This window comes from Nocardia sp. NPDC058640 (genome assembly GCF_042716995.1).
In the GTDB taxonomy this organism is placed as follows: domain Bacteria; phylum Actinomycetota; class Actinomycetes; order Mycobacteriales; family Mycobacteriaceae; genus Nocardia.
This window is the reverse complement of record NZ_JBHXRG010000049.1, coordinates 1-22719: the sequence shown is the minus strand read 5'-3', so window position 1 is coordinate 22719 and position 22719 is coordinate 1. Positions and strand designations below refer to the sequence as shown.

Below are 22719 nucleotides of genomic sequence, written 5' to 3'. Positions count from 1 at the left end.
TTGTCGTCGGGCGGAGTGGGCTTGTCGTCGGGCGGAGTGGGCTTGTCGTCGGGCGGAGTGGGCTTGTCGTCGGGCGGAGTGGGCTTGTCGTCGGGCGGAGTGGGCTTGTCGTCGGGTGGAGCGGGCTTGTCGTCGGGTGATGTGGTCGCGACGAGGCGAGTGAGTCGTTGTACCTCGCGGGTCCAGCGCGGGGGGCGGTCGGTGCGCAGGGTTCGGAGGGCGGCTGCTGCGTCTATGCCGGGGGCGAGGGAGTCGTCGTCCATCAGGACGACCATTTCGGCGGCCGCCTTCGCGCCGACTGCGGCGGCTCCGTCGAGGAGGGCGCGGGCGAGGCGGGGGTGCAGGCCGAGGGTGGCCATAGCCTTGCCTCGAGGGGTGACGTGGTCGGCGTCGTCCAGGGCGCCGAGGGCTCGCAGGACTTGGCGGGCTGCGGCGAGGCCACCTTCGGGTGGGGCGTCCCACCACGCGAGGGCGGTGCCATCGGGGGTGCCCCAGCAGGCCAATTCCAGTGCGAGGCGGGTCAATTCGGCGGTGCGGATCTCGGGTTCTGGGTAGGCGGGCAGGGTTTGGTGTTCGTATTCGGGCCAGCAGCGCCAGGCATGGCCAGGGGCTTCTCGACCGGCGCGACCCGTGCGCTGTTCGGCCACCGCGGCCGAAACACGCACTGTCGCAAGGCCGGACAGGCCACGGCGGTGGTCGACTCGGGACACACGCGACTGGCCGGAGTCCACGACCGCGCGTACGCCGGGGACGGTGAGGCTGGATTCGGCTACGGCAGTGGACAATACGACCCGTCGCCGCGCTCCCGGACGCAGCGCGAGGTCCTGGGCTGCGCCGGCGAGCCTGCCATGCAGCATGACCACGTCGACGTCGTCGAGGTCACGCAAAAGCGCTGCGGTGCGGTTGATCTCGCCGACGCCAGGCAGGAAGACGAGCACATCCCCGTCGATAGTGGCGAGCGCCCGGCGAGTAGCCCGGGCGACCTGCGCTTCGATCCGCTCACGAGCAAGCGCAGGCACGTAATCGACCTCAACCGGATACGTCCGCCCACGCACCTCCAGCACCGGAGCCCGCGAACCAGACGCCCCCACCACCAACACCGAACCCCCACCAGACTCCCCTCCAACTGGTACAGCGTCACCACCGGACTGCCCCGCAACCGGTACGGAGTCACCACCGGGCACCCCCGCAACCGGTACAGAGCCACCACCGGGCACCCCCGCAACCGGTACAGAGCCACCACCGGGCACCCCCGCAACCGGCACAGAACCGCCAGCGTCCACCCCTGCGACCCGCGAACTCCCGTCGGAATCCACCGCCGTACCCCCACCGGACTCCACCGCCCGCGTCGACCGCGCCTTCACAACAGACGCCGGCACCAACCTCCCACCGGACTCCCCCGCAGCCGAACTTCCATCGGACATCCCGGTGCCAAGCAGTTGCGCCAAGCGGTCCGCGGCCACGGTCGCCGAGGTGGCCAGCACGCGTAGGTCCGGCCGTAGTCCGGACCTTGCGTCGAGCAGCAGAGCCAGGAGCAGGTCGGCGTCCAGGTGTCGTTCGTGGCATTCGTCGAGCACCACCGTGCCGACCCCGGCCAACTCCGGGTCGCTCTGCAACCTCCGCACCAACAACCCCGAGGTCACCACCTCGATTCTGGTGCGCGGCCCCACCTTCCGGTCGCCGCGCACCGCGTACCCCACGGTCTCCCCGACCCGTTCCCCCAGCAGCGCCGCCATCCGCGCCGCCGCCGCTCGCGCGGCCAACCGGCGTGGCTCCGCCACCACGATCCGCCCCGACGACCCCGCCGCCAAAGCCAACGGCACCAGCGTCGTCTTCCCTGTTCCCGGCGGCGCGACCAGCACCGCAACGCCGTGTCGGGCCAACGTGCCGACGATCTCGTCCAGCGCGGGCCGCACCGGCAGGTCGGGCAGTTCAGGCAGCTTCATCCCCACCAGTCTGCCGCCCCTCGCGCCCACACCCGCCTCCGGCTCGCGTTGGACAGTTGATCACCACGCTCTGGTGGCGTTCAGAAGTCCGAAATCCTTACCTGAGAGCGTGGTGATCGCTCGTCCAGTAGGGGGTGCGAGGGTTACGCTGCGGGAGTGAGCATCGAGTTCGCGTTGACCACGCTTGTTATTGTCGCTACGCCGGGGACCGGGGTGCTGTTCACGTTGGCGGCGGGGCTTTCTCGCGGGACCAGGGCGAGTGTGATCGCGGCGTTCGGGTGCACGTTGGGGATCATTCCGCACATGATCGCGGCGATCACGGGGTTGGCGGCGCTGTTGAACACCAGTGCGGTCGCGTTCCAGACTTTGAAGTATCTCGGGGTCGCGTATCTGCTGTATATGGCGTGGAATACGTTGCGGGACAAGGGCGCTCTGGCTATTCCGGAGGAGTCCACCGCGGCGGCACCGTCGGCGCGGCAGGTCGTCACCTCCGCGGTGCTGCTGAATATCTTGAACCCGAAGTTGACGATCTTCTTCTTCGCGTTCCTGCCCCAGTTCGTGCCCACCGACACACCGAATGCGTTGGGGCGCATGCTCGAACTCAGCGGGCTGTTCATGCTGGCCACGTTCGTGGTGTTCGCGGGGTATGGGGCGGTCGCGGCCGCGATGCGGACCTATGTGCTGTCGCGTCCGGTGGTGGTTCGGTGGATGCGGCGGGTGTTCGGTGTTTCGTTCGTCGCGCTCGCGGGACGTCTCGCGGTGCAGAACCAGTAGGACATCGCAGGCAGGTAACTGCGGACAGCAGTGCGGGCCCCGGAATCCGAGGCCCGCACTCAGCACAATGCCGAACTACCCGCGACGTGTCGCCACGGCCTGCGCCAAGCGGTCGAGCTGGGCGGCGGTGGTGTTCCAGTCGATGCACGCGTCGGTGATGGACTGGCCGTAGGTCAGGTCGGCGGCGCGACCCAGCGTCAGGTCTTGGCGGCCTGCGACCAGGAACGACTCCAGCATCAGGCCGACAACGCCCTGCTCACCGGCGGCGATCCGGTCGGCGATATCGGTGACGACGTCGACCTGCTTGTTGTGGTCCTTGTTGCTGTTGCCGTGGCTTGCGTCGATGACCAGACGCTGCGCCAGCGACGACTTCTCCAGTCGCAGTTTGGCTTCCGCGCAGGAGGCGGCGTCGAAGTTGGTGCCGTTGCTGCCGCCGCGCAGGATCACATGGCAGTCGGGGTTGCCCGTGGTGCGGATCAGCGCGGAGCGGCCGTCGAGGTCGGTGCCGGGGAACACGTGGCTGGCGGCGGCGGCGCGCACACCGTCGACCGCGACCTGCACGTCACCGTCGGTGCCGTTCTTGATACCGACCGGCATGGACAGCGCCGACGACAGCTGCCGGTGCACCTGGCTGGCGGCGGTGCGGGCACCGATCGCGCCGTAGGAGACCAGGTCGGCGATGTACTGCGGGGTGATCGGGTCGAGGAACTCGCACGCGACCGGCAGACCGAGGGCGGTGATGTCCACGAGCACCTGACGGCCGATGCCCAGACCGGTGTTCACATCAAACGAGCCGTCCAGGTGCGGGTCGTTGATCAGACCCTTCCAGCCCAGCGTGGTGCGCGGCTTCTCGAAGTACACGCGCATCACGATGTGCAGGTCGGACTCGAGTTCGGCGGCCTTGGCGGCCAGCTTGCGGGCGTAGTCCAGCGCGGCGGCGGGGTCGTGCACCGAGCACGGGCCGACGATCACCATGAGGCGGTCGTCGTCGCCGTTGAGCACGTCGACGGTGGCTTTGCGGCCCGAACGCACGGTGTCGGCGAGCTCGTCGGTGATCTGGTGGACCATGCGGACCTCGGCGGGCGAGCGCAGAGGGCTCACGCTGAGGGTGCGCTGGTCGTCGAGGTCAGAATGCCGCGAGTCGACATCGGCTGCGGTGGTCATGGGATGTGGGTCCTTTTCGGTTGAAGGCCGACCCACGGAATTTCGCTACCGTCGAGCCGGGCGTTATCCGGCTCGAGGTGGAGGAAGTCAGCGCGCAGGGTCGCAGACCGGCCCACCAAGGGCCGGGTAGCTAAACCAGAAATATGCGCGCTGCATGCCGTGGACTGTACCACCGGTAAAACGCCGCGCACCCGGCCATGGTTGCCCGAAGTGCGGACCATCACATCCTGGACGAATGATCACCAGGCGATCACGCAAACATCGCGCGAGAGGAAAAATCCCTCACAGCCTGGTGATCATTCGTCCAGCAGGCGTGTCAGCCCCACTGGCCGGGGACGTAATCGCCCGCGGGGGTGTGGGCGATGGCGTTGAGGCGGTTCCAGGCGTTGATCATGGCGATGGCGGCGATCAGCGCGGCGATCTGGTCGTCGTCGTAGTGCTTGCGGACCTGCGCGAACGTGTCGTCGCTGACGTGGCCGCCGTCGGCGACGCGGGTCGCTTCCTCGGTGAGGGCCAGGGCGGCGCGTTCGGGCTCGGTGAACACGTTCGTCTCACGCCAGGCCGCGACCAGGTTGATCCGCACCGAGGTTTCGCCCGCGTGGGCGGCGTCCTTGGTGTGCATGTCGACGCAGTAGCTGCAGCCGTTGATCTGCGAGGCGCGGATCTTCACCAGCTCGTAGGTGGACTTGGGCAGTGGTGAATCGTCGATCACCTTGCCCGCCATGACCATTCGCTTGGTGAAGCTGGCGGTGATGGCGTTGCCGTAGAGGTTGAATCGCGCTTCCATTTTGGCTCCTTCGTCGTGGGGTTCTACCGAGATGACGAAGTAGCTACTCGCGGTGTGACATCGACACCGATCGCCTTGATCAGATCAGGCCGCAGAGCTTTTCCGACAACTCCCACAGTTCGGCGGCGACCTCGCGGTCCTTCGCGGTCGGGGCGCTGCCGGAACCGGCGGGGTGCCCGTGCAGGCCGAGGAAACCGTCGGGGCCGTAGAACGCGCCCGGCTCCACGTCGGCGGTGGCGGCGAACAACGTGGGCAGTGCGCCCTGGTCGGCGGTCTGGGCGAGCAGGCGATTGCCCAGCGACATGACCGTTTCGAACAGCGTTTCGGTGTGCGACATCAAGTCGGTCGCGGCGTAACCGGGGTGCGCGGCCACCGAGATCACCGCCGAACCCTCACCGGCCAGCCGACGCTGCAGCTCGTACGCGAACATCAGGTTGGCCAGTTTGGACTGGGCGTAGGCCAGCCAGCGGTCGTAGCGGCGCTGCTCCCAGTTGGGGTCGGCGAGGTTGATCTTGCCGATGCGGTGCGCGACGCTGGACACCGTCACCACGCGATCGGTGATGCGGTCCAGCAGCAGGTTCGTCAGCGCGAAATGGCCGAGATGATTTGTGCCGAACTGCATTTCGAAACCGTCGGCGGTGCGGCGCAGGGGCAGCGCCATCACGCCCGCGTTGTTGATCAGCACGTCGACGCGTTCGATCGAATCGGTGAAGGTGCGCACCGAGTTCAGGTTCGCCAGGTCCAGTTCGCGGACCTCGGTCTCGCCGGGCATGGCCGCCGCGACCCGCTCGGCTTTGGCGGTATCGCGGCAGGCCAGAATCACTCGCGCACCCGACTCGGACAGCGCCCGCGCGGTGGCGGCGCCGAGACCACTGTTGGCACCGGTGACGATGATGGTGCGGCCGGTCTGGTCGGGCAGGTTTGCGGTATTCCACTTACTCACCGGCGAAAGTCTAGTGAAATGGCACCATTGCGCGAATCGACGAGGGCGCGGTCGCTGTCAGGACTGTGCGAGCACCTCTTCGTCGGTCATGGCGGCGACTTCGAGGTACATCGTGGCGACTGGTTCCAGTCTACCTGCTTCACCAGAGTCTGCTTCCCGCTTCAACATTCGGGCCGCGAGACCTTCGACGGTGCGGGCGGTGAACAGGTCGGCGACAATGGTGTCGGGGGCGTCGAGCCATTCGCGGATGCGGGCGACGGCGGTGGTCGCGAGCACGGAATCGCCTCCGAGAGCGAAGAAGTCGTCGGTGACGCCGATACGGTCGGTGGCCAGTACCTCGCCGATGACCGCTGCGAGCGCGCGTTCCAGGTCGGTACGCGGTTCGATGAATTCCGCTGCGCCCTCGCTGGTTTCGAGGACGGCGCGGATGGCCTTGCGGTCGGGTTTGGCGTTCGAGGTCAGCGGCAGTTCGGGGAGAATTTCCAGGCGCGTGGGGACCATGTAGGACGGGACCAGGTCGGCGGTCGCGGCGAGAACGGCGTCGACGTGCAGGGTGGCGTCGGGGGTCGGCACCACCAGGGCGACCAGCTTCGGCGCGGCCTTTCCGACCACTGCGGCGACCGCGTGCCGCACGCCCGGGATCGCGCGCAGGGCGCTTTCCACCTCGCCGAGTTCGACCCGGTAGCCCCGGATCTTGACCTGGTGGTCAGCGCGGCCGAGGAACTCCAGGCCGCCGTCGGGCAGGTATCGGGCCAGGTCACCGGTGCGGTACCAGCGCAGGCCCTCGTGGGTGACGAACCGGTCGCGGGTGCGTTCCGGGTCGCCGCGGTAACCGGCGGCGACGCCATCCCCACCGATCCACAACTCCCCGCTGACCCAGTCGGGGCAGTCGTTGCCCGCCGGGCCGACCACGCGGCACTGCACGTTGCGCAGCGGGGTGCCGTAGGGGACGGCGGTCCATTCGGCGGGGACCTGCGCGTTCACGACCTCGCAGATGGTGGAGTGGATGGCGGTTTCGGTGGCGCCGCCCAGGCCTGCGAAACGGCTGTTCGGGGCGGCTGCGGCCAGGCGGGCCGGGAGGGCCGTGTCGACCCAGTCGCCGCCGAGGATCACTGTGCGCAGGGACTCGAGTGGTGTCGCGATGCGCTCCGGGGTGCCCGATGTGGCGGTGTGCTGCAACGAGCTGGGGGTGCTCGCCCACTGTGTCCGGTCGGGGGCGCCCGATGTGGCGGTGTGCGGCAACGAGCTGGGGGTGCTCGAAGCGGTCGCGCGCTGGGCCGGGTCGAGAGCGCCCGGGATGGTTGTCGGGGTGGCTGTCAGGAGCATGTCGAGCAGGCTCGGGACGCAGTTGAGTAGTGAAACCTGGTGGCGGCGAATGAGTTCCACCCAGGTGGTGGGGTCTGCGCGTTGGGTTTCGTCGACGGTGACCACGGCGCCGCCTGCTGCGAGGAGGCCGAAGATGTCGTAGACGGAGAGGTCGAATTCGAGGGCCGACAGGGCGAATGCACGGTCGGCGGGGCCGAGGGCGAAACGCTCGTTGAGGTCGTCGATGGTGTTCATGGCGGCGCGGTGAGGCACTTCGACGCCCTTGGGTTTGCCAGTGGAGCCGGAGGTGAACAGGACGTAGGCGATGTTCTCCGGGTCTCCGAAGAGGGGCTGCGCCAACGGTTCTGCGTGGGTGCGAGCCTGCGCGAGGTCGATCACGCGGGTGTCGGGAATCCGTGTGGCGCCGGTGGTGAGCACTGCGACTGCGCCTGCGGTGCGCAGGATTTCGGCGCGACGGGCGGCGGGTTGATCGAACCCGATCGGCACGTACACCGCGCCGGCGGCGAGTACGCCGAGGACCGCGACGATCTGATCGGGGCCCTTCGGAAGTTGGACGGCTACCGAATCCCCCTCCGCCACACCGGCTTCGCGGAGTGCACCGGCCACAGCCAGTGCATCGGCGGCCAGTTCGCCGTAGGTGAGTTGTCCGGCGGGCTCCCAAAGCACCGCAGGCGCAGACGGATTCGTCGCCGCGTTGGCGAAGAACCCGGTGTGCAGCAAGCCGCCGGTGACCGGTCCCGCCGTCGCGTTGACGCGAGCTCGAATAGCCGCCTGCTCCAGCGGAATTCGCACGCCGGCCTCGGCCAGCCAGCCCGCACCGCCGACCGTTGAGCGCACGCGCTCGCCCTCGGCGGGAATTCCCGTTGCAGCACCGGGAACCGCATCGACGGTGGGTGCCGATTGTTGCACTTCAGACGCACCGGCGTTCAGCACGCCATCGGCAGTCGCCGCGGTGCTGGACGCATCTGCGGGTTGCGTCTGGGCAGCGGCCTGCGAGGTGGAGGTTTGTCCGCCCAGGCGTTCGATGGCTTCGATGTAGCGGGTGAACATCGCCTCGACCATGCCCGGGGGGAAGGCGGATTCGCGGATGTCCCAGTTGAGGAGTAGGCCGCCGCGGACCTCGGTGATCTGGGCGTCGAGCAGGACCTGGGGGCCCTGGGAGATGATCCAGACGGGGGTGCCGAAGGTGTCGGTGACGGTGTCGGGGAACAGTTCGCCGAGGTTGAGGGCGCTGGTGTAGACGATGGGGGCCAGGACCGGTTCGCCGCGGTGGCGGCCCAGGTCGCGCAGGACTTCCAGGCCGGAGTAGGCGGAGTGGGCGCCTGCTTCGTGCAGGCGTTGCTGCAGGGCGCGGGCGCGGTCGGCGACGGTGGCGGGCTGGGTGACGTCGACTTCGAGCAGGACCGAGGAGGTGAAGTCGCCGACGACGCCGTCGACCTGCGGGTGCACGGGTTCGCGGTGGAACAGGGGCAGGTTCAGCAGGAAGCGACGCTGGGCCGACCAGCCGCCGATGGTTTCGGCGAACACCGAGGCCAGGGCCATCGCCGGGGTGATGCCGCGGGCGTGGGCGGCGTCGAAGACCTGTGCCTTGGCTTCCGGGGAGAGCCAGCGGTGCAGGCGGATGGTGCGGGTGGAGTCCGAGAGCTGTTGTGCCTGAGGGAGTTCCGGCGCACCGGGGAGGTCGGCCAGGCGGTTCTGCCACCAGGCGCGGTCGCGAGCGCGCTCGTCGGCGAGCGAGGGAGAGGCTACGTTGCCCGCCTGGCTGTGCGGCGCGTGGTCGGCGAGGTACTGGCGGAAGGTGTAGTCCTGGGGTGGGAGTTGTTCGCCGTGGTAGAGGCGGGCCAGGTCGGTGATGAGGATGCGGTAGCTCATGGCGTCGGCGGCGAGCATGTCGACGTCGAGGTGCAGGCGGGTGCGGGCGTCGGGGAGGCGGGTGAGGGCGATGTCGATGACCTGGCCGTCTTCCACCGCCATCCGCTGGTGGGTGCGGGCGTCGCGCAACTGTTCGAGGCGTTGATCGACCTCGGCCGTGGTGGCCTCGCGCAGGTCGGTCACGCTGAAGACGGCGCGGCCGGGGCGGTCGAGCGTCTGCTGGGTGCCGTCGGGCAGGAACCGGGTACGCAGCATGGGGTGGCGCGACAGCAGTTGCTCGACCGCGCGCTCGAGCCGCTCGGGAAACACGTCGGCCCCGTCGAATTCGACGTAGAGGTGCGCCGCGACGCCACCGAGTTCCTGGGCCTCGGACCGGCCGATCCAGTACGCGTGCTGCATGGGTGCCAGCGCGAAGGGGGTGCCATCGTCGGGCACGATGGCGAATTCGCCTGCGGGGGAATCGAATTCGAGACCTTCGGCGACCGACGTGGAACCGGCGACATCCGGCGCCACATTCTGTTCGGGCGCAACTTCCGGGACGTCGCTATTGCGACTCGCACTGTCAACCGACGGAGCACCGGCGCTGCGTGCCGCCAGGCCTTCGGATTCGACGGTGCCAGGATCGCGATTCGGGCTGTCCATCAACGGATCCGCAGGACCGGCGCCGCGGACCGCACGTTCGCCGAAGTCGGTGCCAGGAGAGCGATTCGCGGTGTCCGCCAACGGATCCGCAGCATCAGCGCCGCGGACCGCACGTTCGCCGGAGTCGGTGCCAGGAGAGCAATTTGCACCATCCACCAACGGATCCGCGGCACCAGCGCCGCTCGCCGCGAGTTCTTCGGGGTCCGCGCCGTTGAGTAGCGCGTGCCAGGCTTCGACGGTGGGGTGGGCTGCCAACAGGGCGAAGTTTGTGGCGATGCCGCGTTTGCGCCAGGCGCCGGCGAGCTTCATCGTGCGGATGGAGTCCAGGCCTAGTTGAATGAGGTCGTCGGTGTCGGCGATGGTGTCGGGGGTGATGTCGAGGTGGCGGGCGATCGCGGCGCGGATTTCGGCGCGGTCGATGGTCGTGCCGCCTGCGGGTGCTGTGTGCATCTGCCGATCACTCCTTGCTCGCCGCCCACCGGACGGATTCGGTACTCCCCGACGGCAGCCTACTGCACTCAGATAGGGTTGCCTAACCTATGCAGGTTAGCGAGAGTTAGGTAACAAAGGTGACGTCGACATCGGTAGCAGGCCATCGCGCGGGGTACGTCCCGTTTCCATCCGATGCCGCGCAGCAGTACCGCGCGGCCGGCTACTGGACCGGGCGCACGCTCGGGGATCTGCTGCGTGACACCGCGCGCGACCAGCCGCAGCGGCCCGCCGTCCTCAGCGACGCCGGCGCGCAGACCTATGCCGAGCTCGATGCGGCCGCCGATCGGATGGCGCACGGGCTGCTCGCGCTGGGCATCAACCCCGGCGACCGGGTGATCGTGCAGCTGCCCAACATTCCCGAGTTCGCGACGGTGCTGTTCGGTGTGCTGCGGGCGGGCATCATTCCGGTGCTCACCCTGCCCGCGCATCGTCGCGCCGAGATCGAGCACTTGGCCGCCCTGTCGGAGGCGGTCGCCTACCTGATCCCGGATCGACTGGGCGACTTCGATTACCGCGAGCTCGCGACGACGGTTCAGCAGGCGGTGCCGAGCTTGCGGCACGTCTTGGTCGCGGGCGATCCTGCGACAAGGTTCATCGCTCTCGATTCGGTTGCGCGCGAAGGTGATTCGCTGCCGCAGATCGACCCAGCCGAGATCGCCTTGATGCTGGTCTCCGGTGGCACCACCGGCCTGCCGAAGCTGATCGCGCGCACGCACGACGACTATGTCTACAACGCCACCGCCAGCGCGCAGGTGTGTGAACTCACCGCCGACGACGTCTACCTCGCGACTCTGCCTGCGGCACACAACTTCCCGCTGGCCTGCCCCGGCATTCTCGGCACCGTCGCCACCGGCGGAGCGATCGCGTTCGCCTTGGATCCGAGCCCGGAAGCCGCCTTCGCCGCCATCGAGAAGCATCGCGTGAGCGTCACCGCTGTTGTCCCGCCGCTTGCTCAATTGTGGAGTGCGGCAGTGGATTGGGAGGATGCGGACCTGAGCTCGTTGCGACTGCTGCAGGTGGGCGGAGCCAGGTTGGCCGAGGTCAATGCGCGCGACGTGGAGCCCGCATTGCAGTGCACCTTGCAGCAGGTGTTCGGCATGGCGGAGGGCCTGCTCAACTACACACGCCTGGACGACGACAAAGAGCTGGTGTGCACCACACAGGGTCGACCACTGTCCCCCGCTGACGAACTGCGGGTGGTCGACGCCGACGGCAACGATGTCGCCCAGGGCGAGGAGGGTGAACTGCTCACCCGCGGTCCCTACACCCTGCGCGGGTATTACCGTGCGCCCGAACACAATTCGCGCGCCTTCACCCCTGACGGGTTCTACCGCAGTGGCGACCTGGTCCGTCAGCTCCCCAGCGGACACCTGGTGGTCAGCGGCCGGATCAAGGACGTGATCAACCGGGGCGGGGAGAACATCTCCTGCGATGAACTCGAAGAGCACCTGCTCGCCCACCCCGCCGTCCGACATGCGGCGGCGGTCGGCCTGCCCGACGCCTCACTGGGCGAAAAGGCTTGTGTGGTCCTCGTTGTCAACGGTGATCTGCCGACACTGGGCGAGATCAAAGCCTTCCTGACCGAACGCGGCCTGGCTACCTACAAGCTCCCCGACGTTGTGCGGCAAGCCGATTCACTGCCGATCACCGCGGTGGGAAAGATCGACAAGAAGGCCTTGCGCGCCCTGCACGCCTGAGCAGAACGGCGGCCCATCCCGAGAAGGGAGGGGCCGCCATTCGCTATCAAGAAGCTTTGACCACGTAAGGCGCTACGCTGCCCAGCTTTTCGCAGGTCTCCTCGAACTCACGCTCAGGCCGCGACTGCCCGACGATCCCCGCCCCGGCACGCAACCACGCACCCTCACCGGTCTGATAAATCGCCCGCAACACCAACGTCGCCTCCAAGGCACCAGTCGGCGAAACACACACCACCGCACCGGAATACAGCCCACGCGGATCGTGATCGTTACGGAACACCGAGTCGACCCCCGCACGCTTGGGGATACCGGAAGCCGTCACCGACGGGAACAGCACCTCGAGCGCGTCCCATGCCGTGCGGTCGGCGGCAAGCGTGCCACGCACCGTCGAGGCCAGGTGCTGCACACTGCCGCGCTCACGCACCGCCATGAAGTCGGAGACAGCGGACGTCCCCGGCACGGCTACCTCAGCGATCTCCGCGAAGGATGTCTGCACCGAGATTGCGTGCTCCACAATCTCTTTCGGATCAGCGAGCAGTTCCGCGCGGGCGGCACCATCGGCCTCGGCACCGAGCCCGAACGCCCGCGTACCCGCCAAGGGCTCCGTGGTGACGATGCGATCGTCATCCACCGACGCCACCAACTCAGGACTGAACCCGGCCGCTTCCAACCCACCCAGCCGCAGCAGGAACGAGCGAGCAGGCGTGTTGTTGGCCCGACCCAGACGATAGGTAGCGGGCACATCGACCGCGAACGGCAAGGAGACCTTCCGCGACAGAATCACCTTCTGGTAACTGCCGGAACGGATTTCGTCGACAGCGCACGCAACCCGACTCTCGTACCCGGTCGGATCCACGCGCACATCAACCGGCGACGCGACCGGCAGGTCGACACCCTGCGAGGCCGCGATCAGATCGTGAATATCGCACGCCTCGTTGGGCGTAGCACCACTGATCCGCACCCCACTGGCATCGATGCGCACCTCGATCCGCGGAATCATCAAGTGCACCAACGAGGTCAGCGGATTGAGATAACGCGTCGCCGACAGCGAATACGCGCAGAACTCGAACCCGATCCAGCCGAAGGCATTTCGGCCGTCCAACGGCAGCTCGGCAAGCGCAGCGGAGACGGCAGTGGCTGGACTGCCGGTCCACGCCCGCGTAGTGGTCTGCCCACCCCATACGGTGCGCAACTCCCCCGCGTCCAACTCCACGCTGCCCAGCGGATCGGCCGCGAACACCCATTCACCGGGCTGCTCGTACATCACATATTCGCCGAATCGGTCAGCGGCCGCCAAGCTCGACATCGCTGCCGCTGGATCGGTCACATATTCCACCCGCACGGGCTGTTCCGTCGACGACAACGATCCTCCAAGATAATCCCGACCCAACTCGCCAGTTAGGTTAGCATTACCTCCGCATTTAGCCAGCCTCGTGCGCAGTATCCTTCGCCACTGCCGCGCGCTCCACGCTGAGCAAGCTGGCCTCACTGTGTTCCCGGTGGTACGCCGCCCACCCGCCGCGCACCCCGAACAGCCGCTTGCGCCACACCAGCCAGACCACCGCCGCCAGGTTCACCAGCAACATCAACACCTTGAGCACGGTGACCCGCTCGATCAGCTCATAGATCTCCAGCGGCAGGAACACGCTGGTGGCGATCACCGACAGATACTCACCCCACCGCTTCGACAACCACAGCCCGACCGCCTCCACGAAGTGCAGCCCCGCGTACCAGAACAGAAAAATCGCCACCAGCAGCAGCGTTGTCCCCGACAGCGAGAACAGGTCGTCGGCCCAGTGCACCAGGTGCGAGTGGTCCAGGTTCCAGCCGATCTGCTCGGCGAACGGTCTCAACAGGGGCAGGTCGCGTCCGAAACTGTCGCGCAGACTCTCCCGCGTGGACCGGAACCGCAGCACCAGCAGGCCGCCGACCAGCATCAGCACGCCGTGCAACCCGCGGTCCAACGCCAGCAGTTTCAGAATCCACTGGTCGCGCAGCAACTGCCCGCGCGGAACCTCGGGCGCCTCGTCCGCGGGCCCGGAACCCACCGGCTCACCGGGCACGAACGTCCCACACCGCAGGCACCGCCACGCCGTCCCGGCCACGGTGCGCACGTGCAACCGGTCGCGCAGCTTCGGCTCGTCGGGCGCGTAGGTGTAGTGGCCGTGCAGGCTGCAGGTGCGTAGAGCCCAGTCCATTCGCCGAGCCTAAGCCGGTGGCCGCCACGCGCCCGGACAACGCGCTGTGGTCGAAGTTCGATGCGCGCAACCTGAACTGCGGCTTGAATGGAGCAATGATCGACAACGGTGGGCGACGCGGCCCGCGCACGGACTCGGTGGTCGCACTGGTCGACGCGGCGTCGGGCGTGGAACGCGAAGTGATCGGCGAGTGGATCGCACAGGGTGGGCTCAACGCCGAGATCGATTCGATGGCCCCGGTGACCCAGCTCGACCTGGACGCGAAAGCGATCGCCAAGCGCCTGGCGGGCAGGCAGGACGACCCCCTGGTCGTCCCGGTGCGGGTGCTGTGGCTGCCGCCCGAACGCGACGGCGTGCGCCGAGTGACCTTCGCCGACATGGCCATGCTCACCAACCCGCGCAAGCCCAACCGGCTGGTCCAGCGCCGATTGCTGCGCACCGAACCCGACCGGCACCGCGTGCTCGTCGGCGCACCGGCCCGCCTGAGCGCGCTGCGCACCAACCATCCCGAGGCCGCGGCGCTGCTGCGCGCGGGCTCGGCCGACCCGTTCGCGCGCGCGGTGGTGCGTGCGGCGGTGGTCGCGCTCGAACGCGCCGAACGCACCGTGATCGGCGACCGCTACAAGGTGCCGCAGCTGGTGGCCGAGGAGATCCTGGACTCCCCCGAATTCCAGCGCAAACTCGACTACATCGCCGACGAGATCGGCTCCGAACCCGACCAGGTGTACCGCAGCGCGGAGAAGGCGTTGCGCGAACTGGTCGCGGCGCAGAGTCGGCTGGTGTCGGACCTGTTCACGCAGGCGATGCGGCCGGTGCACGCGTCGACGTGGAAGGTCGACACCGATCTGCGCGGACTGGACGCGCTGCGCAAGCTCAACCGCAAACATCCGCTGGTGTTCCTGCCTTCGCACCGTTCCTACGTCGACGCGTTCGTCCTCGGTGACGTGTTGGCGCGCAACGACTTTCCACCGAACCACGTGATCGGCGGTGCGAACCTGAACTTCTGGCCGATGGGGCCGATCGCGCGCCGCACCGGCACGGTATTCATTCGGCGCAGCTTCGGTGACGACGAGGTGTACAAGGCGGTCGTCGAGGAGTACTTCGCCTATCTGCTGGCCAAACGCTTCAACATGGAGTGGTACTTCGAAGGTGGGCGAACCCGGACCGGCAAGTTGCGGCCCCCGCGGTATGGGCTGCTCAATTACCTTGCCGCGGCGGTCCGTTCGCGTCGCGTCGATGATGTGATGCTGGTGCCGGTGTCGATCACCTATGAGCGACTCAATGAGCTGGGCGCGATTGCCAGCGAGCAGGCAGGTGGCAAGAAGAAGCCGGAAGGGATCGGCTGGCTCGCGAGATATGTTCGACTGCAGCAGCATTCGGCCGGACGCGTGTATGTGCGCTTCGGTGAGGCGATTTCGGCACGCGAACGGCTGGGTGTGCACGGCGACCCGCTCGACCCGCGACCGGTGACCATCCCGCTGCGCGACACCGAAACCGGCACGACCAGCGTCCCCGACGAACACGCCGTGTCCGCCGCCGAACAGAAAGCCGTGCAGCGCTTGGCTTTCGACGTGGCCGTGGGCATCAACGAAGTCACGCCGATCACCGTCAACGCGCTGGTCACCCTGGCGCTGCTGGGCGTGCACGAGCGAGCCCTCACCCTCGGCCAGGTCCGCACGGTCCTTGACCCGGTGCTCGGCTACATCACCCAGCGCGGGCTGCCCGCCGGTGAACTGTCCAAGCTGCGCGACGAACAGAGCCTGGCGGTCGTGCTCGAACAGCTCGCCCTGGCCGGCGTGGTCACCGTGTATCGCGGCGGGCTGGAACCCGTGTACGCGATCGAACCCGGCGCGCACCTCGAGGCCGCGTTCTACCGCAACAGCGCCGTGCACTGGTTCGTCAACCGCGCCATCCTCGAACTGGCCGCGCTCACCGCGGTGGAACAACCCGGCGACGACCCGCTGCGCTCGGCGTGGAAAGCGGCGTTCGCGCTGCGTGACCTGCTCAAATTCGAATTCTTCTTCCCCGAACGGCAGGAATTCGCCGACCAGATCATCGAGGAGGTGCGGCTGATCGTGCCCGAATGGGACGAGCACACTCCTGACGACCGGCTCGATCGCCAATTCCTCGGCGCCGTCACCGAATCCGGGTTCGTGATGGCCCATCGCGTGCTGCGGTCGTTCTTCGACGCGCAGTTGGTGGTGGCCGAACGGCTGGTCGCCCAGCCCACCGACGCCGTCATCGACCGCAAGGAATTCATCGACGAATGCGTGGCGGTGGGTAAGCAGATGCTGTTGCAGCAACGCCTGCACAGCCCGGAGTCGGTATCGTCGGAACTGTTCACCAGCGCGTGGAAACTGGCCGACAATCACGGCCTCATCGCCCCCGCCGCCGAGGGTGCCGAGGCCGAATTGATCGAGAAGCGCCAGGCTTTCGCCGATCAGTTGCGCGACCTCGGCGAACGCATCGCCCGCGCGGCCTCCCTCGATCCATCGAACAGGAACTCGAACTGATGAGCACTCTCGCCGAAGCCGTGGCCGCGATCCGGTCGGGACCGCAAGGTGCGCAGGTCGCCGCCGTGTTCGATTTCGGTGGCACGGTGGTCGACGGTCTGCCGCGACGAGGCTTGGTGGACAAGGTTTTCCGACGCAGCGGTGAACGGATGGCCACACTGCTGGGCGGCATCCAGCGGGGTGGCAGTGATGGCGACTACGGGCGGTTCCTGCAAGCCGTCGAGCGGGCGTGGGCGGGCGCTTCGGAGTCCGCGATGGAGCAGTTGGGGCGCAAGGCTTTCGGCAAGGAGATCTACGGTCGCCTGTTCCCCGAAGCTTGGCAGCTCGTGCGTGCGCACCAATTGGCCGGGCACACAGTGATATTGGTCAGTGAGCTCACGCGGTTCCAGGTTCAGCCCGTTGCGGAGCGGCTGGGCATCGAGAACGTGCTGTGCACGCGACTCGCCACCCAGGATGGAGTGCTGACCGGCCACCCGGACGGGACGCCACTGTGGCGTGCCGGAAAGGCCGCGGCTGTAGTCGAATTCGCTGACGGGCTGGAAATCGGTTACGTCTACGCGGACAGCGTGACCGACCTGTCCCTGCTCGCCCTCGCCGAACACCCGACCGTGATCGACCCCGATCCCGGTCTGGCCGAGATCGCCGACGAGAACGACTGGCCCACACTGACTTTCCGCCTCAGGCAAGCGCCGAGCCTGCTGGACTACCTGCGCACCCTGGCCGGATTCGCCGGACTCATCGGTGGCGCGCTGGTCGGCGTGCTGCGCAAGTCCTACACGCGTAAGCGGCAGTCGATGGCCGACGCGCTCATGCACGATGCCACCACCGCCACCCTGGCCGCCATCGACGTCCAACTACGGGTGATCGGTGCCGAAAACGCCCGTGCGCCAAGGCCCGCGGTGTTCCTGTTCAATCACCAGAGCCAGTTCGACGTGATCATCGTGCCCAAGGTGCTCGACGGCGCGGTGACCGGCATCGGCAAGAAGGAACTGGCCAATCACCCGCTGTTCGGACCGCTGATGCGGTTCGTCGGCGTCACCTTCATCGACCGTTCCAATACCGAGGCGGCGAAAGCCTCACTGGCCCCGGTTGTCTCGACGCTGCGCGGCGGACTGTCGATTGCGGTCTCGCCGGAGGGGACGCGCTCGTTCACCCCTGGCGTCGGGCCGTTCAAGAAGGGCGCCTTTCACATCGCCATCCAGGCGGGGGTGCCGGTGATCCCGGTGGTGCTGCGCAACTCGGGCGAAATCGCTTGGCGGGACTCACCTATCGCGCGTTCGGGGATCGTCGATGTGGCGATTCTGCCGCCGATCGACGTGTCGGAATGGGACCCGGCCGACATGGATGCCCAGGTCGAAGGAGTGCGGCAGCTGTTCGAGAACACGCTGTTGGACTGGCCTACGCAACTCTGAAAATATTCCCTGAGCACAGTGCTTGACCTCAACATTAGTTTGGGTTTCATGATTGTTCTCATCACCGAATGAGGGAGAACATCATGACCACCACCACCGCACCCACCACCTACACCGTCCCCGCACTGAACCGGCCCGTGGCCGTGCTCGGCGCCGCTGCCGTCGCCGTTGTCGTGAACCTGATCATCTGGGCGATCGGCGCCGCCGCAGGCGGTTCGTTCGAGATGACCGATAAGGGCGTTGTCAGCTCTGTCGCCCCCGGCGGCGTGATCCTGATGTCCACCGTGCCGGTCCTGATCGGTCTGACCGTGGCCGTGCTGATCTCCTACCTGTGGACCGGCGTGCTGCGCACCGCCGCCGTAGTCGGCTCGCTGCTGTCGCTGGGGACCATCGCACTCACCATCGCCGCCGACTTCGACACCGCCTCCACCATCGCCCTGTCGCTGATGCACGTGGCGCTGGTGCCGGTCATGGTGATCGCGCTGGAAGGTGTGCGGCGCGGCATCACCACCAAGTGACCCACAGCAAGAAGGCCCCGCCGAAATCAATCGGCGGGGCCTTCTCGCGTCAAAAATTACACCGAACGGCCGAACAGCAGCTTCCACGGCATCATCGCCGACTCGAGCTGGATCTTCAGGCTCATCTTCGACGCGCCGATGGTGCGCTCCTCGAAACGGATCGGCACCTCCGCGATCGTGTGACCCTTCTTGATCGCGCGGTAGTTCATCTCCACCTGGAACGAGTAACCGTTGCTGCGGATCGACGCCACGTCGATATCGCGCAGGGTAGCGGCCTTCCACGCCTTGAAACCGGCGGTCGCGTCTTTCACGCGCAGGCGCAGGATCAGGTTCACGTAGAAATTCGCCCACGCCGACAGCGCCTTGCGGTACCACTTCCACTCCGCGGCGACCTCGCCACCGGGCACGTAACGCGAACCGAGCACCACGCCGACCTCGGGCGCGGACAGCTTCTCCAGCATCGCCGGAATGACCTCGGCGGGGTGCGACAGGTCGGCATCCATCTGGATGACCACGTCGGCGCCCTCGTCGAGCGCGGCAGTGATGCCCGCGATGTAGGCCCGGCCGAGGCCGTCCTTCTCGGTGCGATGCAGCACGCTCACCACATTGGGCAGCTCAGCGGCCAACTTGTCGGCGACATCACCCGTGCCGTCGGGTGAATTGTCGTCCACCACCAGCACGTGCAGATCGGGCACCTGTAGCGCCGTCAGCCGCTCGACCGCCACCGGCAGATTTTCCCGCTCGTTGTAGGTCGGCACAACAACGGTAACCCTCAAGGGTCGCCCTCCCTGCTCACCTGGAAAGCCCCGCAACCCAGGATCCGGGGCGGAGCATGTCATCAATTCGTTATCACGGTACTAGATCCCCCTGACACATTCCTGAGTGGCCGCACCGGGAACTCACCACAGGTGGCCGCTGTGGACTACCGCATCGATGACCAATCCGATGCCGAAGACGACGAAAAGGACACGGACCACCGGCGGTCCGAAGCGGGTGATCCCCCGCACCAGCACCCGATACACCCGTCGCGCACGCGGCGTTGTTCGCGTCGCCAAGGCCAGCACAACCAGCGGTAATAGCAAGGCCACCGCGCAGTAGCCCGCCACGATCAGCGGCCACACCACCGGCAGCGGACGTTGCGCGGACAGCAGCGCCAGTGCCGCGAGGAACGGCACCGAGGTCGGCACCTTCGCGAGGCCGAGAGTGAATCCGATCACTGCCATCAGGCCGGGATATTTTCGCACCGGCTCGACCCATCGCCGGCCCGGCACAGAAGTGCTGCCGACGGGCAGCGCGGCGACCGCGATCAGCACCGAACCGAGCAGCAGCTCGCCCCGATAACGCACGGTCGGAGTCAGGTCGAAATCCAGTAGTCGGACCAGGAAGTCGATGCCCAGCACCGTGCACACGCCGAACGCGACGGACACCGCGAATACCCCGGCGAGGAAACTGAGGACACCGGTGATCGGCGAGCGTCGTCGCAGCCTCGCATCGGCGACCACGGCCGTGGTGATCGCGACCAGCAGCACATCGAGCGCGTCGATCAGGGCCAGGCCGAGCATGGCGAGCAGTGCGGCAGACATAACGTGGGCGACCCTACTCGCTGGTCAGCTGCTGCCGCCGACTCGTCAGTCACACCAGCACCACGAAGGTTCGCGATGAAAGGCCCGTGACCTGCGAGGGCTCGAGATCGATGCATCCATCTGGGCGGGACCGCCCCGCAAACTGCGCTGGGTGGTTACGATTTTAGGGCCGGCCCAGCTGGTGATCCGCGATCGTGAAGGGGCAGACATCGTGGCAGAAATGTCCTTCGACCCGGCAGCGCTCGACGCTTATCAGCGTGCGGCGGCTCGGGTTTCCGAACTTCTCGGCAGTGCCGCCGAGGACACCACTACCGCTGCGGGCGTGGATCTTTCCGGGCTGGGGGTGCTCGGGCGGGAGTTTGCCGCCGCCTGGGCGCAGGCCGCGGGTGCGCATGCTTCGACCCTGAGTACCGCCGGGAATCTGGTTGCCGCGTATCAAGACATTTTGAATCGGTTCGGGGACAGCGTGATCGGGATCGATGCCGGGGTGGCGCGGGATCTGCGTGCGGCCGAAAGCGAGGTGGCGTGATGCGTTCCAAGTCGCTGGTTACCGAGACCACGGTGAGCACTATTTCGACAGCGGAGGCCGAGGCGAAGATCGCGCCCGTGATCGCGTTGTTGGAAGTGCCGTTGCTGGAGTTGCGTAAGTCGTTGGGCAGCAACACTTCCGTTGATCCCGACGCTGCGGTAGTTGCCGCACTGACTTCCGCTTCGACCGCGACGAACGCGACCGAAGACCCGCATCGGCTCGGGTTGTATGCGCTGGAGTCGACCGAGACCGCCGCACCCGCGACGCCGGCGATCAGACGAACCGCGACCGAGGTTTCGGCTGCGGCTGATCGTGGGGCGAAGCTGAGTTCGCTGTTGGAACAAGCACATTCGACGCAGGCGACTGCGGCGACCAAGGTCGAGGCGATCATCGCGGACTTCAGGAAGAAGGCGAAAGCTGCCGCGCCCGCGGTGAACGAGAACAACCTGGATGCGATTGTCGCGCTGGCCGAGCAGGCCATTTCGGAAGCCGTGGGGGTGGTCGGCAATGCCAGCACCGAGATGGATCAGTACACGCGAGATACCAGGGGGCTCACCAGTGATCTGGGTGGGACCAACGGGGTGACTGTGCCCGAAGGTGCGACGGAGGTGGCGCCGGGGGTCTACGTGCTCGGTAAGGGTGGCTCGGACACCTCGTCGTGGGATGACGACACCGATAACCTCGATCCGGCCACCGCCGCGCAGATCGCCTTGCAGGAGGCTTTGATCGATGGCGGAGTGTCGTTGGGAACGGCGGCTATCGATGCCGGGGTGACGTTCGGAACGCATCTGATCGACAAGATCGCCGAAGTGGCGATGCACGGGATCGACAAGGGCGCGGAATTGGCGACCACCGGAATCGACACGCTCGCCGCGAATGCCGCCGGAACCGAGGGCACCGCGACAGCACCCGCGAGCACCAACCCCACCGCACCGTCGACCAATGGTGGTGGCACCAACGGCAATACGCTGTTCGGCGGCTTGGGCGGCACAAACCCCGGAGGCACGAATTCCGGTGGCGCGAATCCCGGAGGCACCTACCCAGGCGGCGGCACGGGCGGCGTAGTACCGAAGCCGGAAACCCCAGCACCGGTCGCCCCGTTCCAGTCGGAGGAGACCCCGAAACCCGCACAGCCACAACAACAGAACACCCCGGCCCCGTCCCAGCCACCGATGCAAGGCGGCGTGGTCCCCCCGGCCCGCCCGCAACAGGACCAGGAAACCGAAAGACCTTCCGCCGCACCCAAACACGGCCAACCGGGAGTCGTCCCGGCGCCGGCGTAGGAACCTCGCATGGACAACCCGTTCGGTGCCTACTTCTCGTCGCCGGACCCCACCCCGCCCGGCCGCCGCCCCCAGGGCAAACGACGCCGCCGACGACGGCGCGAAGCCGAACCCCAAACCATCGGCACCAACCCCGAAACCTGGCCTCCACCGGACCCGGAACCCTTCGACGAGACCCCCCAACCCGCCCCTGTCGAACCGGTGTACCGACACCCGGACGACGACGACGGTTTCACCGGCGACTGGAACGACTGGACCGGCGACGACGACCCACCCCAGCGCACCGACGATGTCGACTGGAACGACTGGGCCACCACCACGGCCACCGAACAAAGCGGCGACCGCGTGGAAATGCCAGTCCTACCCCGCCTCAAGGACTTCGGCGGCGGCGGCCAGATCGCACGCCGCCCCCGGAAGAACTACGACGACGAACGCTACGACGACAGCGGCAACCGCACCAAAGCCGCTGCCGCCATCAAGGGCATCGTCGGCGCCGGGATCTTCGTGGTCGTGTTGGGCCTGGCCGCGACGATCTTCCTCGGCCCCAGCGACAAACCGCAGGTGCAAGCGGCCGTATCCAACACGCGCACAACAACTTCGACGCCGCCACTGCCCGCCCATGCCCTGTCGGGCTGCGAGTCCTTCCGCACCCCCTCGATCACGATCAGCGCCGAACGCGGCGACACCGCCAGCCCCGAAGGCGCCATCCTGGGCTTCGAATACAGCTACTACGTCGACCGCGACGCAAACAAGGCCCGCTCGTTCGTCACCGATGACGCCCACGTGGGCAACGCGTCCGCCCTGGCCGCCGGCATCGGCACCCTGCCACTGGGCGTGAAGTACTGCATCCACATCACCAAGGCCGACGATCCGTCGCTGTGGAACGTGACCATCCATCAGAAATGGCCCGGCGACGCCACCGTGGAGAAGGTCGAGCAGGTCATGCGCACCACCGAGGTGTCCCCCGGCCGACACCGCATCACCAGCATCAACCACCGCCTATGACGCGCAAGTCCCCCACACCGGATGTGGTGTGGGGG

17 protein-coding genes and 1 pseudogene are annotated in these 22719 nt (G+C 67.3%); 8 read left to right on the top strand and 10 right to left on the bottom strand.

Going from position 1 to position 22719, the window contains the following annotated elements; genetic code table 11:
* The coding region (locus tag ACFWU5_RS28180; protein WP_379269879.1) for a helicase-related protein at positions 1-1946 on the bottom strand (1946 nt) is incomplete at its 3' end.
* A 156-nt stretch (positions 1947-2102) separates the two neighbouring features.
* On the opposite strand from ACFWU5_RS28180, the gene ACFWU5_RS28175 reads away from it, so the two are divergent.
* Positions 2103-2720: a LysE family translocator gene (locus tag ACFWU5_RS28175; RefSeq protein WP_379241268.1), complete on the top strand. Its 618-nt coding sequence runs from the start codon at positions 2103-2105 to the stop codon at positions 2718-2720.
* 75 nt (positions 2721-2795) lie between these two features.
* Here the strand turns inward: ACFWU5_RS28175 and ACFWU5_RS28170 are convergent, their stop codons facing one another.
* The 5 genes and pseudogenes from ACFWU5_RS28170 to ACFWU5_RS28150 all read right to left on the bottom strand — a co-directional run.
* Positions 2796-3884: a 3-deoxy-7-phosphoheptulonate synthase gene (locus tag ACFWU5_RS28170; protein WP_379269878.1), complete on the bottom strand. Its 1089-nt coding sequence runs from the start codon at positions 3882-3884 to the stop codon at positions 2796-2798.
* 316 nt (positions 3885-4200) lie between these two features.
* Positions 4201-4671 (bottom strand): carboxymuconolactone decarboxylase family protein, encoded by a 471-nt coding sequence (locus ACFWU5_RS28165; protein ID WP_379241266.1) that lies wholly within the window; start codon positions 4669-4671, stop codon positions 4201-4203.
* A 79-nt stretch (positions 4672-4750) separates the two neighbouring features.
* Entirely contained in the window at positions 4751-5614 is an 864-nt protein-coding gene (locus tag ACFWU5_RS28160; RefSeq protein ID WP_379269877.1) for an oxidoreductase, read from the bottom strand.
* A gap of 57 nt (positions 5615-5671) precedes the next feature.
* On the bottom strand, positions 5672-9454 hold the full coding sequence (locus tag ACFWU5_RS28155) for an AMP-binding protein (protein WP_379269882.1): 3783 nt from the start codon (positions 9452-9454) through the stop codon (positions 5672-5674).
* 237 nt (positions 9455-9691) lie between these two features.
* Positions 9692-9904: pseudogene (locus ACFWU5_RS28150) on the bottom strand (phosphopantetheine-binding protein); the annotation flags it as partial.
* 119 nt (positions 9905-10023) lie between these two features.
* Here ACFWU5_RS28150 and ACFWU5_RS28145 point away from each other — a divergent pair.
* Positions 10024-11643: a (2,3-dihydroxybenzoyl)adenylate synthase gene (locus ACFWU5_RS28145; protein ID WP_379269876.1), complete on the top strand. Its 1620-nt coding sequence runs from the start codon at positions 10024-10026 to the stop codon at positions 11641-11643.
* Positions 11644-11689: 46 nt separating this feature from the next.
* Here the strand turns inward: ACFWU5_RS28145 and ACFWU5_RS28140 are convergent, their stop codons facing one another.
* A complete protein-coding gene (locus ACFWU5_RS28140) occupies positions 11690-12979 on the bottom strand; it encodes a salicylate synthase (protein ID WP_379269881.1) in 1290 nt (429 codons plus the stop codon).
* Between the two features lie 85 nt (positions 12980-13064).
* Entirely contained in the window at positions 13065-13841 is a 777-nt protein-coding gene (locus tag ACFWU5_RS28135; protein WP_379241263.1) for a DUF2127 domain-containing protein, read from the bottom strand.
* A 95-nt stretch (positions 13842-13936) separates the two neighbouring features.
* Between ACFWU5_RS28135 and ACFWU5_RS28130 the strand changes: the two genes are divergently transcribed.
* From ACFWU5_RS28130 to ACFWU5_RS28120, 3 genes are all read left to right on the top strand, one after another.
* Positions 13937-16354, top strand: coding sequence for a glycerol-3-phosphate 1-O-acyltransferase (locus ACFWU5_RS28130; protein WP_379269880.1), 2418 nt, complete (start codon positions 13937-13939; stop codon positions 16352-16354).
* The gene (locus tag ACFWU5_RS28125; protein WP_379269875.1) at positions 16354-17766 is read left to right on the top strand and encodes an HAD-IB family hydrolase; all 1413 of its coding nucleotides are present in this window, start codon (positions 16354-16356) and stop codon (positions 17764-17766) included. Before ACFWU5_RS28130 ends, ACFWU5_RS28125 begins: the two co-directional genes overlap by 1 nt.
* 83 nt (positions 17767-17849) lie before the next feature.
* Entirely contained in the window at positions 17850-18284 is a 435-nt protein-coding gene (locus ACFWU5_RS28120) for a DUF6069 family protein (RefSeq protein WP_379269874.1), read from the top strand.
* 56 nt (positions 18285-18340) lie between these two features.
* On the opposite strand, the gene ACFWU5_RS28115 is transcribed toward ACFWU5_RS28120, so the two are convergent.
* The gene (locus ACFWU5_RS28115; protein WP_379241260.1) at positions 18341-19060 is read right to left on the bottom strand and encodes a polyprenol monophosphomannose synthase; all 720 of its coding nucleotides are present in this window, start codon (positions 19058-19060) and stop codon (positions 18341-18343) included.
* A gap of 123 nt (positions 19061-19183) precedes the next feature.
* The gene (locus ACFWU5_RS28110; protein ID WP_379269873.1) at positions 19184-19867 is read right to left on the bottom strand and encodes a GAP family protein; all 684 of its coding nucleotides are present in this window, start codon (positions 19865-19867) and stop codon (positions 19184-19186) included.
* Between the two features lie 181 nt (positions 19868-20048).
* Between ACFWU5_RS28110 and ACFWU5_RS28105 the strand changes: the two genes are divergently transcribed.
* The 3 genes from ACFWU5_RS28105 to ACFWU5_RS28095 are packed head-to-tail and all read left to right on the top strand — an operon-like array spanning position 20049 to position 22684.
* Positions 20049-20396 carry a hypothetical protein gene (locus ACFWU5_RS28105; RefSeq protein WP_379269872.1) on the top strand — a complete coding sequence of 116 codons (348 nt, stop codon included), beginning with the start codon at positions 20049-20051 and terminating at the stop codon, positions 20394-20396.
* On the top strand, positions 20396-21679 hold the full coding sequence (locus ACFWU5_RS28100) for a hypothetical protein (RefSeq protein WP_379269871.1): 1284 nt from the start codon (positions 20396-20398) through the stop codon (positions 21677-21679). The genes ACFWU5_RS28105 and ACFWU5_RS28100 overlap by 1 nt, the downstream gene beginning before the upstream one ends.
* A gap of 9 nt (positions 21680-21688) precedes the next feature.
* Positions 21689-22684, top strand: a complete 996-nt coding sequence (locus tag ACFWU5_RS28095; RefSeq protein ID WP_379269870.1) for a hypothetical protein — start codon at positions 21689-21691, stop codon at positions 22682-22684.
* The last annotated feature ends 35 nt before the right edge of the window (positions 22685-22719 follow it).

Excerpts from the sequence above, each read along its gene's own strand:
- ACFWU5_RS28170 (WP_379269878.1), bottom strand. The coding sequence starts at position 3,884 with ATGACCACCGCAGCCGATGTCGACTCGCGGCATTCTGACCTCGACGAC.
- ACFWU5_RS28165 (WP_379241266.1), bottom strand. The coding sequence starts at position 4,671 with ATGGAAGCGCGATTCAACCTCTACGGCAACGCCATCACCGCCAGCTTC.
- ACFWU5_RS28155 (WP_379269882.1), bottom strand. The coding sequence starts at position 9,454 with ATGGACAGCCCGAATCGCGATCCTGGCACCGTCGAATCCGAAGGCCTG.
- ACFWU5_RS28135 (WP_379241263.1), bottom strand. The coding sequence starts at position 13,841 with ATGGACTGGGCTCTACGCACCTGCAGCCTGCACGGCCACTACACCTAC.
- ACFWU5_RS28130 (WP_379269880.1), top strand. The coding sequence starts at position 13,937 with ATGATCGACAACGGTGGGCGACGCGGCCCGCGCACGGACTCGGTGGTC.
- ACFWU5_RS28125 (WP_379269875.1), top strand. The coding sequence starts at position 16,354 with ATGAGCACTCTCGCCGAAGCCGTGGCCGCGATCCGGTCGGGACCGCAA.
- ACFWU5_RS28120 (WP_379269874.1), top strand. The coding sequence starts at position 17,850 with ATGACCACCACCACCGCACCCACCACCTACACCGTCCCCGCACTGAAC.
- ACFWU5_RS28110 (WP_379269873.1), bottom strand. The coding sequence starts at position 19,867 with ATGTCTGCCGCACTGCTCGCCATGCTCGGCCTGGCCCTGATCGACGCG.
- ACFWU5_RS28100 (WP_379269871.1), top strand. The coding sequence starts at position 20,396 with ATGCGTTCCAAGTCGCTGGTTACCGAGACCACGGTGAGCACTATTTCG.
- ACFWU5_RS28095 (WP_379269870.1), top strand. The coding sequence starts at position 21,689 with ATGGACAACCCGTTCGGTGCCTACTTCTCGTCGCCGGACCCCACCCCG.